The organism is Micromonospora sp. NPDC000207 (assembly GCF_040300925.1).
Classification (GTDB): Bacteria; Actinomycetota; Actinomycetes; order Mycobacteriales; family Micromonosporaceae; genus Micromonospora.
This window is the reverse complement of record NZ_JBEPEQ010000030.1, coordinates 1-17,053: the sequence shown is the minus strand read 5'-3', so window position 1 is coordinate 17,053 and position 17,053 is coordinate 1. Positions and strand designations below refer to the sequence as shown.

At 72.3% G+C, this 17,053-nt stretch carries 15 protein-coding genes; 6 read left to right on the top strand and 9 right to left on the bottom strand.

Annotation, left to right across the window (positions count from 1 at the left end; translation table 11 throughout):
- Window positions 1-113 precede the first annotated feature (113 nt).
- The gene (gene arc / locus ABT336_RS10065) at window positions 114-1,895 is read right to left on the bottom strand and encodes a proteasome ATPase (RefSeq protein WP_350896175.1); all 1,782 of its coding nucleotides are present in this window, start codon (window positions 1,893-1,895) and stop codon (window positions 114-116) included.
- A gap of 391 nt (window positions 1,896-2,286) precedes the next feature.
- On the opposite strand from arc, the gene ABT336_RS10060 reads away from it, so the two are divergent.
- Window positions 2,287-2,580: a ferredoxin gene (locus ABT336_RS10060; protein WP_350896174.1), complete on the top strand. Its 294-nt coding sequence runs from the start codon at window positions 2,287-2,289 to the stop codon at window positions 2,578-2,580.
- A 123-nt stretch (window positions 2,581-2,703) separates the two neighbouring features.
- On the opposite strand, the gene ABT336_RS10055 is transcribed toward ABT336_RS10060, so the two are convergent.
- The 3 genes from ABT336_RS10055 to ABT336_RS10045 form a co-directional block, all read right to left on the bottom strand.
- Entirely contained in the window at window positions 2,704-3,276 is a 573-nt protein-coding gene (locus ABT336_RS10055) for a hypothetical protein (RefSeq protein ID WP_350896173.1), read from the bottom strand.
- A 94-nt stretch (window positions 3,277-3,370) separates the two neighbouring features.
- Window positions 3,371-4,393, bottom strand: coding sequence for a tRNA (adenine-N1)-methyltransferase (locus ABT336_RS10050; RefSeq protein ID WP_502891146.1), 1,023 nt, complete (start codon window positions 4,391-4,393; stop codon window positions 3,371-3,373).
- 4 nt (window positions 4,394-4,397) lie between these two features.
- A complete protein-coding gene (locus ABT336_RS10045; RefSeq protein ID WP_350896209.1) occupies window positions 4,398-5,480 on the bottom strand; it encodes a site-2 protease family protein in 1,083 nt (360 codons plus the stop codon).
- 160 nt (window positions 5,481-5,640) lie between these two features.
- On the opposite strand from ABT336_RS10045, the gene ABT336_RS10040 reads away from it, so the two are divergent.
- From ABT336_RS10040 to ABT336_RS10020, 5 genes are all read left to right on the top strand, one after another.
- Window positions 5,641-6,555, top strand: coding sequence for a RecB family exonuclease (locus ABT336_RS10040; protein WP_350896172.1), 915 nt, complete (start codon window positions 5,641-5,643; stop codon window positions 6,553-6,555).
- A 76-nt stretch (window positions 6,556-6,631) separates the two neighbouring features.
- On the top strand, window positions 6,632-7,852 hold the full coding sequence (locus ABT336_RS10035) for a sensor histidine kinase (RefSeq protein ID WP_350896171.1): 1,221 nt from the start codon (window positions 6,632-6,634) through the stop codon (window positions 7,850-7,852).
- Window positions 7,849-8,535 carry a response regulator gene (locus tag ABT336_RS10030; RefSeq protein ID WP_350896170.1) on the top strand — a complete coding sequence of 229 codons (687 nt, stop codon included), beginning with the start codon at window positions 7,849-7,851 and terminating at the stop codon, window positions 8,533-8,535. Before ABT336_RS10035 ends, ABT336_RS10030 begins: the two co-directional genes overlap by 4 nt.
- A 333-nt stretch (window positions 8,536-8,868) precedes the next feature.
- The gene (locus tag ABT336_RS10025) at window positions 8,869-9,636 is read left to right on the top strand and encodes an ABC transporter ATP-binding protein (protein ID WP_350896169.1); all 768 of its coding nucleotides are present in this window, start codon (window positions 8,869-8,871) and stop codon (window positions 9,634-9,636) included.
- Entirely contained in the window at window positions 9,636-12,185 is a 2,550-nt protein-coding gene (locus tag ABT336_RS10020; protein WP_350896168.1) for an ABC transporter permease, read from the top strand. The genes ABT336_RS10025 and ABT336_RS10020 overlap by 1 nt, the downstream gene beginning before the upstream one ends.
- A 179-nt stretch (window positions 12,186-12,364) precedes the next feature.
- Here the strand turns inward: ABT336_RS10020 and ABT336_RS10015 are convergent, their stop codons facing one another.
- The 5 genes from ABT336_RS10015 to ABT336_RS09995 form a co-directional block, all read right to left on the bottom strand.
- Window positions 12,365-13,009 (bottom strand): HAD family hydrolase, encoded by a 645-nt coding sequence (locus tag ABT336_RS10015; RefSeq protein WP_350896167.1) that lies wholly within the window; start codon window positions 13,007-13,009, stop codon window positions 12,365-12,367.
- Between the two features lie 166 nt (window positions 13,010-13,175).
- Window positions 13,176-13,937 carry a neutral zinc metallopeptidase gene (locus ABT336_RS10010; RefSeq protein WP_350896166.1) on the bottom strand — a complete coding sequence of 254 codons (762 nt, stop codon included), beginning with the start codon at window positions 13,935-13,937 and terminating at the stop codon, window positions 13,176-13,178.
- Between the two features lie 206 nt (window positions 13,938-14,143).
- Complete coding sequence (locus tag ABT336_RS10005) at window positions 14,144-15,274, bottom strand: calcium:cation antiporter (protein ID WP_350896165.1); 1,131 nt, start codon at window positions 15,272-15,274, stop codon at window positions 14,144-14,146.
- Window positions 15,275-15,324: 50 nt separating this feature from the next.
- The gene (locus tag ABT336_RS10000; RefSeq protein ID WP_350896164.1) at window positions 15,325-16,248 is read right to left on the bottom strand and encodes an ECF transporter S component; all 924 of its coding nucleotides are present in this window, start codon (window positions 16,246-16,248) and stop codon (window positions 15,325-15,327) included.
- Window positions 16,245-17,053: ATP-binding cassette domain-containing protein (locus tag ABT336_RS09995; protein ID WP_350896163.1), on the bottom strand; the 809-nt coding region annotated here is incomplete at its 5' end. The genes ABT336_RS09995 and ABT336_RS10000, both read right to left, overlap by 4 nt.

Genomic DNA, 17,053 nt, shown 5'->3' with positions numbered 1-17,053 from the left:
CGCGATGGTGAGGTGGCGGCCGGACGGCGGGTCGCCGCCGCCGGGGTCGGCCGGTCCTGCCGGTACGCGCGAGGCCCGCGACGCGATGCGTCGCGGGCCTCGTCGGTGTCGACTCAGAGGTACTGGCCGGTGTTGCTGGCGGTCTCGATCGACCGGCCGGCCTCCGCGCCCTTGCCCCCGGAGACCAGCGTACGGATGTAGACGATCCGTTCGCCCTTCTTGCCGGAGATCCGGGCCCAGTCGTCGGGGTTGGTGGTGTTGGGCAGGTCCTCGTTCTCCCGGAACTCGTCGACGCAGGCGTCGAGCAGGTGCTGCAGACGCAGCCCCTTGCGCCCGGAGGTGAGGAACTCCTTGATGGCCATCTTCTTGCCCCGGTCGACGATGTTCTGGATCATCGCGCCGGAGTTGAAGTCCTTGAAGTACAGGACCTCCTTGTCACCGTTGGCGTAGGTGACCTCGAGGAAGCGGTTCTCCTCGGTCTCCGAGTACATCCGCAGCACCACCGCGTCGATCATGGCCGCGACGGTGGCCTGCGAGTCGCCGCCGTGCTCGGTCAGGTCGTCGGGGTGCAGCGGCAGCCCGGAGAGGATGTACTTGGAGAAGATGTCCTTGGCCGCCTCGGCGTCCGGACGCTCGATCTTGATCTTGACGTCGAGCCGACCCGGACGCAGGATCGCCGGGTCGATCATGTCCTCCCGGTTGGAGGCGCCGATGACGATGACGTTCTCCAGCCCCTCCACCCCGTCGATCTCGCTGAGCAACTGGGGGACGATGGTGTTCTCCACGTCCGAGGAGACCCCGGATCCCCGGGTCCGGAAGATCGAGTCCATCTCGTCGAAGAACACGATCACCGGAGTGCCCTCACCGGCCTTCTCCCGAGCCCGCTGGAAGATCAACCGGATGTGCCGCTCGGTCTCGCCGACGTACTTGTTGAGCAGCTCGGGACCCTTGATGTTGAGGAAGAAGCTGGTGTGCCGCTCCTGACCCAGCCGCTCGGCGATCTTCTTGGCCAGCGAGTTGGCCACCGCCTTCGCGATCAGGGTCTTGCCGCAGCCCGGCGGGCCGTACAGCAGGATGCCCTTGGGCGGACGGAGCTGGTGCTCCCGGAAGAGATCGGCGTGCAGGAAGGGCAGCTCCACCGCGTCGCGGATCTGCTCGATCTGCGACTGGAGGCCACCGATGTCCTCGTAGTCGACGTCGGGCACCTCCTCTAGGACCAGCTCCTCGACCTCGCTCTTCGGGATCCGCTCGTAGGCGTACGCCGAGCGGGGCTCGATCATGAGCGAGTCACCGGCCCGGATCGCGCTCCCGATCAGGGTCTCGGCGAGGTGGACGATCCGCTCCTCGTCGGAGTGGGAGACCACCAGGGCCCGGTCGGACGAACCGCCGGAGGGGTTCTCCAGCAGCTCCTTGAGCATCACCACCTCGCCGACCCGTTCGTAGCCGAACGCGTCGACGACGTTGAGCGCGTCGTTGAGCAGGACCTCCTGCCCGCGTTGCAGCTCGGTGCCGTCCAGCGAGGGCGAGACGGCGACCCGGAGCTTGCGCCCACCGGTGAAGATGTCCACCGTGTCGTCGTCGTGCCGCGTCAGGAAGACGCCGTAGCCGCTCGGCGGCTGGGCGAGCCGGTCGATCTCCTCCTTGAGCGTCACGATCTGCGCGCGAGCCTCCTTGAGGGTGCTCACGAGCCGGTCGTTGTTCTCGGTCAGCCGCGCCAACTGCGCCTGGGTGGCCGTCAGCCGCTCTTCGAGCTGACGGACGTGTCGGGGGCTTTCGGTCAACTTGCGCCGCACCAGAGCGAGTTCCTCTTGGAGAAACGCGACCTGCGTGGAGAGATCGTGGGCCTCCTTCTCCCACCGTGCGGCGCGCGAGTCCGCGTCGTCACTGCGTGCCACGTCCCACCTCCCCGGGGGGCTTGAACGTACTTGCCTAACACTAGCCGCTGTGAGGCCGATTCGGTCCCACGCAACGCCCTCGTCACTGAACCTTGATCGCCACGACCCGTCCGGGGGCCGCCCGTCGGCACCCCGGCACCCGGGGACGGGCCGGGCGGACACCCGGCCCACCACCGGGGTTGACCTGGGGCGGGGCCGACCGGGACAGAGTCGCGGCGACGCCGGACCCCGACGGCCGGAGGCCACCGGGGGTGGCGAGGGAGGGAGTGACGGGTCCCCGTCACGACCGGGTCGACCGACCCCTCCCGGCGCGGGAAGGGGCCGACGGGGCGGGGGGCCGGGCTCGGGGTACGGTCGAAGTCGTGGAACGCGAGAAGATGGGGGTGCGCCGGTGACCGAGGTCGCTACCGACCAGTTGCAGGTCTGGGTGGACCAGGACCTCTGCACCGGCGACGGGCTCTGCGTGCAGTACGCGCCGGAGGTCTTCGAGTTCGACGTGGACGGCCTGGCCTACGTCAAGGGTCCCGACGGTGAGCTGCGGCAGGCTCCGCAGAGCCGGGTGGCCGTCCCCGAGCACCTCCGACTCGAGGTCATCGACTCGGCGAAGGAGTGCCCGGGCGAGTGCATCCACGTGGTCCGGGGCGGCGACGACGTCGAGGTGGCCGGCCCCGACGCCCAGGACTGACCCCCGACCCGTCCGACCGTCACCGGTCCCCGCCGACCCGGTCCCGTCCGCCCGAGGTGGTCACCCCGGGCGGACGTTCCCTCGGACGGGCCCCTACAGCAGTGGGCGGCCGTTCGACGGCCCCTACAGCAGTGGGCGGCCGACCACCGAGGCGACGAGCCGGGCGAAGTCCTCCAACCGGGCGATCTGCCCGGCTCCCCCGTCGTCGAGGGTCTTGCCGAACCGCAACGCGTCGTGCCGGGGCGTACCGACTGTCTCGTCCCCCGGTGGGGCCTCGTCGAGCGAGGTCAGCAACAGGTACACGTCGACGCTGTCGACCCGGATGGCACCGGTGTCGGTGCGGGTCAGCCGCCGACGGCAACCGACCTCGGTAACCGTGGAGACCGGCACCACCCGCAGGGAGGAGGTCATCGCACCGGCCGGACCCTCCCCGGGCGGGACGTCCTCGCCGTGCCACAGGATGAGTCGGCTGCCGTCGCAGACCACCACCTCCTGCCACACCCCGTTCACCTCGTTGACGAAGCGTTCCAGGGTGAAGCCCAGCACCGAGGCGCCCTGGAGCACCCCGCCGAGCGCCTCCAGTGCCACGTCGGGGTCGCGCAGGTAGGCCCGGGTCGCCGACTCCAGGTCCTGGTAGGGCGACCAGTCCGGGAACACCGCCGGCACCTCGCCGCCGTCGAAACCGGGCAGGTTCATCGGATGACCTCCGCCACGCCGGTGCGCGGGAAGTGCCCCTGCCCGCCGGGTCGGATGACTCGCTCGGTCGACACGTCGACGCCCAGGCTGGCGGTCACGGCCGGTCCAGCTCCACGGCGGGGTCGGTAGCGGTGTCGGCACCGTCGCGGGCGATCGCGGCCTGCCGGGCCGCGTCCGCCTCGCGCAACGCCTGACGCCGCTGGACGTACGCCTCGGTGCCCTTGCTCGGCTTGCGCCGCCGGGGCGGTGCGGTGACCCCGGGGGCGAGCTTGCGGGCGGACACCAGGAACGCGGTGTGGGCGATCATGCGGTGGTCGGGGCGGACGGCGAGCCCCTCGGCGTGCCAGTCCCGGACCATGGACTCCCAGGCCCGGGGCTCGGTCCAGCCACCCCGTTCCCGTAGCGCCTCCACCAGCTCGGACAGCTGGGGGGTGGTGGCGACGTACCCGATGAACACGCCGCCGGGCAGCAGCGCCCGCTCGACCATGTCGAGGGTCTCCCAGGGGGAGAGCATGTCCAGGATGATCCGGTCGAAGCCGGTCTCCGGGCAGTCGGCGACGTCCCCGACGTGCAGGTGCCACGCGGGGTGGGGCCCGGCGAAGAAGCTCTCGACGTTGCGGCGGGCGATCTGGGCGAAGTCCTCCCGGACCTCCCAGGAGTGCAGCTCCCCCTCGGCGCCGACGGCGCGCAGCAGGGAACAGCTCAACGCACCGGAACCGGCACCGGCCTCCAGGACCTTCGCCCCGGGGAAGATGTCGCCCATGGCGACGATCTGGGCGGAGTCCTTCGGGTAGATCACCTGGGCGCCGCGCGGCATGGAGAGCACGTAGTCCGACAGCAGCGGACGCAGGGCGAGGTACGCGGTGCCGCCGCCGGAGGTGGTGACCACGCTGCCGTCCGGCAGGCCGATCAACGCGTCGTGTTCCAGGATGCCGCGATGGGTGTGGAACGCCTTGCCCACCTCCAGGGTGACCGTGTGCATCCGCCCCTTCGGGTCGGTCAGCTGCACCCGGTCGCCGGGCCGGAAGGGGCCACGGTGCACCGGTGTCAACGCCGGGGCGGGGCCGGACACCGGGGTGCCCGGATCGGTCGGGGTCGCAGGGGGGTGAACGGTCACGTGTTCAACTTCCGTGAGGTTTCGGGTTCCGTCGTGGTTCGAGAAGCTGCGCGAGGTCGGCGATGTGCAGGATGCCGACGACATTTTCACCTGCCGTCACGACGTACTGTGCGGCCGGGTGGGTCTGCACGGTCTCCATCACCCGTTCGCCGTCGAGATCCACCGGCATCGTCGGCAGTCCGGACAGCGAACGGGCCACCGCGTCGACAGCCAGCCAGGGTCGACGCTCCGCCGGCACCGCGGCGGCGGCCACCGGGTCGACCACCGCCAACGGCCGACCGGCCGAGTCGGTGACGGTGAGCGCCGTCCCGGGGGACTGGGCGTCGCGGCGGCGCTGCGCCTCGGCCAGCGGGGTGCCGCTGGGGACCGGCAGCAGCGGCTGGGCCAGTCGGGTGAGGTCGATCAGCGGGAAGCGCCGACTGACCCGGGCCACCCGGATCGACTGCCCGGCGCCGCGCCAGAGGGTCAGGGCGACGAGCAGCATCAGGGGCAGCGCGAGGGGGGCGAGGACCCCGCCCACCACCAGCAGGGTCACCGCCACGGCGGTGCCCGCAGCGACCGCCCGTCCGATCCAGCCGGCGACCTCGGTGCCGACGTGCCGGTCCCTGGTGACCGCCCAGACCGCCGCCCGCAGCGCCCGGCCGCCGTCCAGCGGCAGGCCGGGCAGCAGGTTGAACACCGCGACGATGACGTTGCTCACCGCCAGCTGGAAGGCGAGCTGGTTGAGCACCGTCCGGTCGGGCAGGGCGATCGTGGCGGCGGTGGCGGCCACCCCGAGCACCGCCGAGACCGCCGGGCCGGCGAGGGAGACCAGCAGGTCGACCCGGGGGTTGGGGGCGTCGCGGTCCATCTCGGTGTAGCCGCCGAGCAGTTCGAGGGTGATCCCGCGTACGCCGATGTGGTAGCGGCGGGCGGTGAGGGCGTGGCCCAGTTCGTGCAGCAGCACCGAGCCGAGCAGCGAGACCACGAACCCGAACCCGATCAGGTAGCCGCTGAGCTGGGACAACCCGAGTTGGTGGCGGACGAACTCGCCGTACACGACGGTGACCAGCAGGGCCAGCAGCAGCACCGAGGCGTGGAGGTACAGCGGGACGCCGAGGACCCGGCCGACGCGGAGTCCGCTCTGGTGGTCACGACGGCGGGAGGTTTCCGATCTCTGCTGCACCTGCTCGATGCTACGGACCGACGCCCGGGGCCCGACGTCCACGGCGCGCCGCTGTCACACCCGTGCCCTACCCTTTGCGGACATGACGGCGGAACCGGTGATCATCGCCCAGCCCCCGGCCACGACGGAGGTCCCGGCCACGGTCCGGGCCTCGCTGTCGCCGTCGCGGGCTGCGGACTTCAAGACCTGTCCCCTGCTCTACCGGCTGCGCAGCATCGACCGGCTACCGGAGCGCACGACCGTGGAGCAGGCCCGCGGCACGCTGGTGCACGCCGTGTTGGAGCGGTTGTTCGACCTGCCGGCGGCCGACCGGACCCCGACGGCGGCCGGGGACCTGGTGGCCCCGCAGTGGGACCGGCTGGTCACCGAGGAACCGGAGCTGGCCGACCTGTTCGACGGTGCCGAACCGCAGGCCGGCGAGGATTTCCTCAGGTCGGCCACCGCACTGCTGGAGGGCTACTTCACCGTCGAGGACCCGCGTCGGTTGGAGCCGGCCGAGCGGGAGGCGTTGATCTCCGCCGTGGTCGACGACGAGCTGTTGATCAGGGGTTACCTGGACCGTCTCGACGTGGCACCCGACGGCGCGCTGCGGGTGGTCGACTACAAGACCGGCGGGGCGCCCCGGGAGGCGTTCGAGGCCCGGGCGTTGTTCCAGCTGAAGTTCTACGCGTTGGTGCTGTGGCGGACCCGGGGGGTGGTGCCCCGGGTCCTGCGCCTGCTCTACCTGCGCGACGCCGAGGTCTGCGACTACACCCCGGACGCCGAGGAGCTGGCCCGCTTCGAGCGGACCGTGGTGGCGTTGTGGCGGGCGATCGAGCAGGCCACCGAGCGGCAGGACTTCCGTCCCCGGCCGAGCCGGCTCTGCGACTGGTGCAGCCACCAGGCGCACTGCCCCAGTTTCGGCAACACCCCGCCGCCGTTCCCGGTGACGGCGGCCCCGGCGGGACCGCTGCCCGACGCCCGAACCGCTGCCACCGAGGCGGTTCCGGAGGAGTGAGTCTCCTTCTCACGGATGAGGACGGAGTCACCGTCGGCGACGATCACTTCGCGGTGTGGGCGGTTAGCGTCGCGGTATGACCGTCACGCCCCGGCAGTTCCTGCGCCGGCATCCGCTCGCCGCGGATGCCGGCCTCGCCGGGGCGTTGGTGCTGTTCGACGTGGTGTTCACCCTGGTCGGCCCCGAGGATCTGTGGGTGCGCCCGCTGTCGGAGAGCTGGCTGTGGAGCGTGCTGTGCGCCCTGCCGGTGGTGGTCCGGCGACGCCTGCCGGTGGTGGCGATCGGGTCGGCCCTGGCGTTCCTGGCCCTGCCGGTCTGGCTGGACCGGGTCCCGGGCACCCAGGGGCTCACCTTCGTGGTGCTGACCTACACGGTGGCGTCGAGCTGGCCGGCCCGGCGGGCGGCGGTGGCAGCGGTGGCGCTGTGGGTGCCGGTGCTGCTGCTCGTCGGGTTGGTGCCGCTCGCCAACCGGATGGGGGTCGGCAGCGCGTACCTGGTGATCAACAACCTGTTGACCGGGCTGGTGTCGTACACGGTCGGACGGGCGGTGCACGCCCGGCGGGCGACCCTGGCGGCGTTGCGCGAGAGGGCCCGGGTGGCGGAGGAGAACCAGCGGACCCTGGCCGAGCAGGCAGTGACGCAGGAGCGCGGCCGGATCGCCAGGGAACTGCACGACATGGTGGCCCACCAGGTGAGCGTGATGGGGGTGCTGGCCACCGGGGCGCGTCGGATGCTGCGTCGGGACCCGGACGCCGCGGACGAGGCGATCGCCACGATCGAGGGCACCAGCCGGGCCACACTGCGGGACATGCGTCGGCTGCTGGACGTGCTGCGCTCCGACGCGGAGCCGACCGCCGAGCTGAGCCCGCAGCCGGGTCTGGCCGGCATCGAGGCGCTCGTGGACCAGGCCCGCGAGACCGGGTTGCCGGTGACGCTGCGGGTGGAGGGCGACCCGGTGCCGGTGCCGGAGGGGGTCTCGTTGGCGGTGTACCGGATCGTCCAGGAGGCGCTCGCCAACGCCGTCCGCCACGCGGGTGCGGCCACCGCGCAGGCCCTGTTGACCTTCGGCGACGGCCACCTCACCGTCGAGGTGACCGACACCGGCCGGGGGGCGGCCCCGACGGCGATCGGGACGGGGCACGGGCTGGTGGGGATGCGGGAGTGGGTGGGGCTCTACGGTGGGACCCTGCACACCGGCCCCCGGACCGGCGGTGGCTTCCGGGTGTACGCACGGATCCCGGTGGAGCAGACGGACGAGGCTCCGGCAGGGGCGGGCAGGGACGGGGAGACGAGATGACCGATCAGGTGACGTCGGGGCGACCGGTCCGGATCCTGCTCGCCGACGACCAGCCGCTGTTGCGTACCGGGTTCCGGATGGTGTTGGGGACCGAGGACGACCTGGACATCGTCGCCGAGGCCGGCGACGGGGTCGAGGCGGTGGACCTGTCCCGTCGGCTGCTGCCGGACGTGGTGTTGATGGACATCCGGATGCCCCGGATGGACGGGGTGGCGGCCACCCGGGCGATCGTCGAGGCGAAGCTGCCGGTCCGGGTCCTCATCCTGACCACGTTCGACCTCGACGAGTACGTGGTGGGGGCGCTGCGGGCCGGGGCCAGCGGGTTCCTCGCCAAGGACGTACCCGCAGAGGACCTGGTGGCGGCGATCCGGACGGTGGCCGGGGGCGACGCGGTGGTCGCGCCGCGCATCCTGCGGCGGTTGTTGGACCGGTTCGCCGGGGCCCTGCCGGATCCGTCGTCGGGGCCACCGAAGACCCTCGACGGGCTGACCGAACGGGAACGGGAAGTGCTGGTGCAGGTCGCCCGTGGCCTGTCCAACGCCGAGATCGCCCGGGAGCTGTCGGTCAGCGAGACGACGATCAAGACCCACGTCGGACACGTGCTGACCAAGTTGGGGCTTCGTGACCGGGTCCAGGCTGTGGTGCTGGCGTACGAGTCGGGTCTGGTCCGGCCGAAGGCGTGACGGTGCCGCCGCAGCCGACGGCGGTGCGCGGCGGTGCCGGACCGGAACCGGCGTCGGAGGGTTGCCGGGCTGACCTACGGTGATCAAAGGCGGTCGAGGGAGGTGACTCTCCCCGGCTGCCGGGACGGCCGCACCACCGTGCGGCAGGCAGCGGGCGGCCGGACCGTCAGGGACAACCCTGAGCCGGCATCGGGGCCGACCCGCAGCGGAAAGTCCGCCCCGTTTCGGCCCTGGGTCGGACTTCTCGGCCGTCCGCAGGCCCGAGGATGAAACAGGCTGCGCCGCCCGGTGCGACGGCGCGGATGACCGTGAGGAACAGCAGAGGGAGATGACGTGACCGCGACGGTAGGGAGCCAGGCGCAGACCGCCGCCCGGGCGAACGACGTCTGGAAGGTGTACGGCAGCGGGGAGGCGCAGGTCGCCGCGCTACGGGGAGTCAGCGTCGAGTTCGAACGCGGTCGGTTCACCGCGATCATGGGGCCCTCCGGGTCCGGCAAGTCGACGTTGATGCACTGCCTGGCCGGGCTGGACTCGGTGAGCCGGGGCACGGTGACCATCGGGGACACCACGGTGACCGGGCTGAACGACGCCGGGCTGACGAAGCTCCGGCGCGACCAGGTCGGCTTCATCTTCCAACAGTTCAACCTGTTGCCCACCCTGACGGCCAGGGAGAACGTCCTGCTGCCGCTGTCGATCGCCGGGCGCAAGCCGGACCCGGACTGGTACGACACGGTGATCGCGACGGTGGGGCTCGCCAACCGGCTGGACCACCGACCGGCGCAGTTGTCCGGCGGTCAGCAGCAGCGGGTGGCGTGTGCGCGGGCGCTCGTGGGCCGCCCCGAGGTGATCTTCGCCGACGAGCCGACCGGCAACCTGGACTCCCGTTCCGGGGCGGAGGTGCTGCGGTTCCTGCGGAACTCGGTCCGTGAACACGGGCAGACGATCGTCATGGTCACCCACGACCCGACGGCCGCCGCGTACGCCGACCGGGTGGTCTTCCTGGCCGACGGACAGATCGTCACCGAGTTGATCGAGCCGACCGCGGACACCGTCCTGGACACGATGAAGAAGCTGGACACCCCCACCGAGGTGGACAGCTGATGCTGCGGGCGACTCTGAAGAGCCTCTTGGCCCGGAAGGTACGGCTGATCCTTTCCGGCCTTGCCGTGGTGCTGGGCGTCATGTTCGTCTCCGGTGCGTTCGTCCTGACCGACACCCTGAGCCGCACCTTCGACCAGGTCTTCGCCGACGCGTACGCCGAGGTGGACGTCAACGTGGCGAGCAAGCCCAACGTGCAGGTCTCCGAGGCGGAGGGGGCCCCGGTCAATCCGCCGTTCCCGGCCGAGACGGTGCAGGAGATCCGGGCGGTGCCGGGGGTGGCCGACGCGGTCGGGCTGGCGCTCGCCGACGGGGCCCGGCTGATCGGCGGCGACGGGAAGGTGGTCGGCTCGTTCGGGCCACCGCAGCTCGGGCAGAACTGGATCGGCGAGTCCGACGTGGTCCAGCTGCGGGAGGGGCGTGAGCCGCGCGCCGACGACGAGATCGTGATCAACGCCGGGTTGGCCCAGGCCGGGAAGGTGAACGTCGGCGACCGGGTCGGGGTGCTCACCCTGGAACCGAGGCGGGACTTCACGGTGGTGGGGGTCTTCGGCTACAGCGGCGGACGGGACTCCATCGGCGGATCCAGTGAGATCCACTTCACCACTGCGGTGGCGCAGGAGCTGATGCTCGGCGAGACCGGCACCTTCAACAGCGTCTCGGTCACCGCCGCCGACGGGGTGTCGGACACCACCCTGCGTGACGACCTGGCCGCCGCCCTCGGCGACCGGTTCGTGGTGAAGACCGGCGAGGAACTGTCGAAGGAGATGTCGGCGGCCTTCGAGGAGGGGCTGACCTTCTTCAACCGGATCCTGCTGGGGTTCGCGGCGGTGGCGCTGCTGGTCGGGACCTTCCTGATCCTCAACACGTTCTCGATCATCGTGGCTCAGCGCACCAAGGAGCTGGCGCTGCTGCGGGCGGTCGGGGCCAGCGGGAGACAGATCATCGGCTCGGTGGTGCTGGAGGCGGTGGCAGTGGGTCTGCTCGCCTCGGTGTTCGGCCTGGCGGCCGGGGTCGGCGTCGGTGCCCTCCTGGCGTACCTGTTCGGGCAGTTCGCCGGCGGGCTGGAACTGGCCGGGATCGGGGTGCCGGTGAGTGCCGTGGTCGGCGCGTTCGGCGTCGGCCTGCTGATCACCGTGGTGGCGGCGCTGCTGCCGGCGCTGCGGGCCGCCCGGATCCCCCCGATCGCGGCGATGCAGGACGTGGCCACCCCGGACCGACCGCTGACCAGGGTCACCGTCAGCGGAGCGGTGATCACCGGCGCCGGTGCGATCCTGCTGGCGCTGGGGTTGACCGACAACGCGGGCGGCAGCGCCCTGGCGGTCATCCTCGGTGGGGTGCTGGCCACCTTCATCGGGGTGGCGTTGCTGACGCCGCTGCTCAGCCGCCCGGTGGTCGCCCTGCTCGGCGCGGTCTTCAGTTTCACGGTGCCGGGCAAGCTCGGCCGGCTCAACTCCGGCCGCAACCCGCGTCGGACCGCCATCACCGCCGCCGCCCTGATGGTCGGCATCGCGCTGGTGACCGGGGTGACGGTGATCCTCGACTCGGCCAAGAGCAGCCTGAGCGGGCTGGCCCAGGACAACCTCCGGGCCGAACTGGTCATCGCCGGTGCGCAGAGCGGCCCCCGGCCACCGAGCTTCGACCGGGACGTGCTCACCGAGGCGGCCCAGATCCCCGGCGTACGCCTGGCCGACGGCGAGTACGGCGACATGGCAGTGGTCGACGGCCAACGGACCTGGGTCGCCGCCAGCAGCGAGCCGGCCGCCCTCCGGCAGATCTTCGGCGCCGAGCCGGTCGCCGGTGACATCGACCGGATCGGGGCGGACCAGATGCTGGTCCGGTCGGAGACGGCGACGGGGCGCGGCTGGTCGGTCGGGTCGACGGCGACGGTGCAGTTGGCCCGGGGCGAGGCCCGCACCTTCACCGTCAGCGGCATCTTCACCAGCGAGGTCTTCACCAACCCGGTGGTCCTGCCGGAGAGCGTGACCGCCGACTTCACCATCCCGAACCCGATCCAGGGGTTCGTGCAGCTGGAGTCGGGCACCGCTGTCGACGAGGTCCTGCCCCGGGTGGAGGCGCTGCTCGCCGACAGCCCCGAGGTGTCGGTGGCCGACCGGGACGCCTTCATCGAACAGCAGGCAGGTCAGCTCGACACCCTGCTGACGATGATCCAGATCCTGCTGGCGTTGGCCATCGTGATCGCCGTCCTGGGGATCGTCAACACTCTGGCGCTGTCGGTGCTGGAGCGGACCCGGGAACTGGGGCTGCTGCGGGCGATCGGGCTGCGCCGGGGACAGACGATGCAGATGATCACCGTCGAGGCGGTGGTGATCTCGGTCTTCGGGGCGCTGCTCGGGGTGGTCGTCGGCACCGGACTCGGCGCGGCAGTGGTCCGGGCGCTGCGCGAGGACGGCATCACCGACCTGGTCCTGCCCTGGACCCAGATGGGGATCTTCCTGGGGCTGGCAGCGCTGATCGGTGTGGTCGCGGCGGCGCTGCCGGCGATCCGGGCCGCGCGGATCAACATCCTGGGTGCCATCGCGCACGACTGAACCGGCACACCGAGGGCCCCCGTCGTCGCCCGGCGGGGGCCCTCGGCCGTACCGGGACTGTCGTCCGGACCGGGCTGGTCCGGACCCGTCCGCGTCGGGCCGGACTGGCTGGTCCGGACGGTCCGCGTCGGCCGGAGCGGGCCGGGCGGCCCCGCCCGACGCGGACGGGTCCGGGACGGTCAGCGGGCCCCGGTGAGCAGGGCGGCGAGCAGCGTCAGGTCGGCGGCGGTCAGGTCGGTGACCTGGTGCACGCCGTCGATCGGGTCCAGCGGGACGTGGCCCGGTACGGCAAGCACCGCCGCCCCGGCGGCGAGGGCGCTGGCCACCCCGGTCGGGGAGTCCTCGACGGCCACACACCGACCGATCGGTACGCCCAGCAGCCGGGCGGCGGTCAGGTAGGGCTCCGGGTGCGGCTTGGGAGAGACCACCTCGTCGCCGCAGACCACCACGTCGAAGGCGTCCCGGCCCAGGGTGTCCAGGGCGACCTCGACCAGACCCCGGCCGCTGGAGGTGACCAGGGCGGTCGGGATCCCCGCCGCGCGGACGGCGGTGAGCAGTGTCGACGCCCCGGGCCGCCAACGCAGGTCGGTGCGGAACAGCTCCGCGATCCGGGCGTCGAGCCACGCCGCCCCGGGGGCCGGGTCACGGTCCGGCTGACCGATGTCGTCGTGCAGGATCCGCATCGTCTGGGCCATCTGGGTGCCGACCATCGCCAGCCGACCGGCGGCGGAGAGGGTGGCGCCGCACTCGGCTGCCAGTTCGTGCAACGCGACGTCCCACAGCATCTCGCTGTCGACCAGGGTGCCGTCCATGTCGAAGAGCACGGCGGCCGGTTGGGGGCTGTTCAGCGGGTCCTCCTACGGTCGGGGCCGAGGGGACCGGCGTGCCGGTGGTGCCGACGGCCCTCCCCCGGCGGATCGGGCGGTCGGCAGCGATCCTGCCAAGCCGACGGGAGGTCCGACCGGCCGGGGCCGGTTCCGGTGACGCAGATCAACCTCCCAGCTCGCACGCGGCGAGGGAGCGATCGTAGCCCCGGAAGAAGGATCCGATGCGTTGCTCGGGGGTCCCGTGGGCACCCTGCTCGAACCACGGCTGGTCGGGGTCGTCGCCGACGGCGAGCAACCCGGCCCGGAACTCGTCGAGGTCACCCTTCTCCAACAGCAGCCGGCCCGCCCGGACGGTGTCACCCAGGTACGCCCCGGCCATGCAGTCGGCCTGCAACTCCTGCTGGATGGTGAAGGTGTGGCGCAGACCCAGACGGACCTGGACGGCGTGCGCGTACTCGTGGCCCATCAGGTAGAAAACGAACGCGTCGCCGATCTGGCGGAACGCGCCGAAGGACCAGTTCTCGTCGTAGGCGATGTAGTCACCGGCCGGACAGTAGACCGCGTTGGCGGCCGGGACGGCCTGACCGCCACAGGTCACCTCGCCGTCGCGCCGGTAGGTGATCACCCGGCTGACGGGCTGGAACCGCCGACCGGCGGCGCGGAACTGCTCCTCCCAGTACCGCTCGGTGAGCCGCTGCGCGTCGGCGACGTCCTGCCGGAACTCCTCGGGCGTGTCGGTGCCGTCCAGGGTGGTGTTCGCCGGTCCGGTCGTACCGGCCTGTGGGTCCTGTGACTGTGGAGCCCGGGGCGGCGGCTGGGCGTCGGTCCCGTCCGGCAGGGACGGGACCACGCATCCGACGCCGATCAGGGCCGCCACCAGCCCGGTGAGCGAGGCTCGGAGCCGCCGGGGCGGGGTGTCCGTCACGAGGGGGCCTCCCGAGGGCGTCGGGCGGTGGGGTGGGAGGTACCCCGACGGCCGCTCCGTCATGCCCGTCGAGTGGATCTACGCAGGTGCGGCCGGCGGGGTTCACCCGGTCCCCGCAACGGGCAGGGGCAGGTCGGTCCCCTGCCCGGGTCAGGGGCAGTCCGGCTCCCGGATCCGGTCAGGGGCAGTCCGGTTCCCGGATCCGGTCAGGGGCTGGCGGCGAGGAAGACGAACGCCCCGAGGATGACCAGGTGGACACCGCCCTGGAGCAGGGTCGCCCGACCCGGGACCACGGTGAGGACCCCGGCGACGGCGGTGAGCGCCAGCAACGCCATCTGCGTGCCGCCCAGGCCGAGCAGCAGCGGCCCCTCCAACCAGATGGAGGCGATGGCGATGACCGGGATCGTCAACCCGATGCTCGCCATCGCCGAACCCAGGGCCAGGTTGAGGCTGATCTGCACCCGGCCACGGCGGGCGGCCCGCGCGGCGGCGAGGGTCTCCGGCAGGAGCACCAACAGGGCGATGATCACCCCGACGAAGGAGGGCGGCAGGTTGGCCTTGGCCACCCCCGCCTCCAGCGTGGGCGAGACGGTCTTGGCGTCACCGACCACCGCCACCAGCGCCACCACCAACAACGCCAGGCTGGTCAGGGCGGCCCGGTCAGAGGGTGGGTCGGCGTGGTCGTCGGCGGTGAGCCGCTCTCCGTCGTGCGGCACGGGCAGGAAGTAGTCGCGGTGCCGACCGGTCTGCACCATCACGAAAAGCAGGTACAGGGCGAGCGAGGCGACCGCCGCGAAGGCCAGTTGGGCCGGGCTGAACTGGGGACCGGGACGGCTGGTGGTGAAGGTGGGCACCACCAGGGACTGGGTGGCGTGGGTGGCCACCGTCGCCAGCGCCCCGCCGGTGCCCTCGGGGTTGAACACGGCGACCCCCCGACGCAGCGCCCCGAGCAGCAGGGACAGGCCCAGGATCCCGTTGCAGGTGATCATCACGGCGGCGAAGACGGTGTCCCGGGCCAGGGCCTGCGTCTTCTCCCCGCCGCTGATCATCAGGGTGACGATGAGGGCGACCTCGATGACGGTGACAGCGACAGCGAGGACCAGCGAACCGTACGGCTCCCCCACCCTGTGGGCCACCACCTCGGCGTGGTGCACGGCGGCGAGGACCGCACCGGCCAGGAAGAGCGCTACGACAGCCACCACCGGACCGGGCAGGGTCCGGTTCCAGGTCACACCGAGCAGCACGACCGCGAGGACCGGGACCACGACGGTCCAGTAGCTCAGTCGCTCACGGAGGGTAGCGGTCACCCGTCCCACAGTGCCAGAAGACGTGATCATGTTGCGTCGAACGGCGGGGGGCCACCCGACGGGTCATCCGAGGTACGGGGTCACGCCTCGCCGGGCCGCCGTCGCGGGACAGGTGTCGGTGGCGTCGGCCGCTGCCGCCCGCCCTCCACCGCACCCGACGGCGACGGATGCGACGGCGTACCGGCGTCCGACGGCGACGGGGCCGACGGGGTCGGGACGAACGTGATCGGGGCCCCGAACGCGGCGCGGCGGGCGGCCCGGCGCAGCACCGCCAACACGGCGGGCCCGGCGAGGACCACCACGACCGCCGTGGTGATCGCCCGGCCGGTGTCCCAGCCGAAGGTGGAGGTGACGGCGGTGAACACCACGAACCGGTGCAGGTTCTCCAGCACCGGTGCGCCGGCCACGTAGGAGAGCTGGGTGTCGGCGCCGATGCTGAAGGGCCAGAACCACAGGTTCATCAACAGCCCGTAGCCGTACGCGGCCACCGCGCCGTAGCCGGCCAGGACGGCGATCTCGGCCCGGCCCCGCAACCGGGCGGGCAGCAGTCCGGCGCCCAGCCCGAACCAGGCGGCGGCCAGCATCTGGAACGGCAGCCACGGGCCGACACCTGCGGTGAGCAGCGCCGACGCGAACAGCGAGATGGCACCGAGCAGGAACCCGAAACCGGGGCCGAAGACCCGGCCGGCGAGGACGAGCAGGAAGAACACGGTCTCGATGCCGGCCGTGCCGGCCCCGAGGGGACGGAGGGCGGCGTTGACCGCGGCGAGCACACCCAGCAGGGCCAGGGTCTTGCTGTCGATGCCGCCCGAGCTGAGTTCGGCGACCACGACCGCCAGGAGCACCGGGAGCATCACGACGAAGACCAACGGGGCCTCGGTCGTCCGGGCGGTGGCCTCGGGCTGGGCGGACACGAAGAACGGCCAGGTGAAGCTGGCGAGGGCGGCGAGTGAGGCCAACGTCAGGACGACAGCCGTACGCGGGGCGACCCGCACGACGTTCACGCCCGGTCACCGGGGTCGGCCAGCGCCGTGGCGACCTGGTCGACGGTGAGCCACGGCCGGGGCGAGAGGACCTTCGCCACCTGCGGGGCGAAGGCCGGTGAGGCGAGCATGACGTCGGCGGCCGTACCGTCGGCCACGATCTCACCGTCGGCCATCACCACCACCCGGTCGGCGAGGACCGCGACGAGTTCGACGTCGTGGGTGGCCACCACCACCGCCCGACCGTCGGCCGCCAGGCGGCGCACGATCGCTGCGAACTGCCGCTTGGCGAGGTAGTCCAGCCCTCGGGTGGGTTCGTCGAGCAGGACCACCGGCGGGGCTGCGGTGAGTTGGACGGCGAGGACCAGGCCCAGCCGCTGCCCCTCGGACAGGTCGCGGGGGTGACGGTCGTCGGGCAGGCCGGGTACGAGCTGGTCGAGCAGGTCCCGGCAGGTGCCCGGGGGTGCGTCGGCCTCCCGGTCGGCCTGGGCGCACTCGTCGTGCACGGTTTCGAGGTAGAGCAGGTCCCCGGGGGTCTGCGGCACCAGGCCGACGTGTCGGCGGGCCCGGGGCGCGGACAGGGCCGACGGGTCGACGGCCCCGTCCGGGGCGGTGACGGTGACGGTGCCGCCCTGGCGGGGTCCGCTGCCCTGCACCGCCCAGAGCAGGCTGGACTTCCCGGAACCGTTGCGGCCCATCAGGGCCACGATCCGGCCCGGGTGCAGATCGAGGTCGACACCGGCGACCGCGACGGTCCCCGGGTAGCGCACCACGACGGCGCGGGCGGTCAGGACCGGCACCGTGGGCGGCGGGGGCGGCAGCGTCG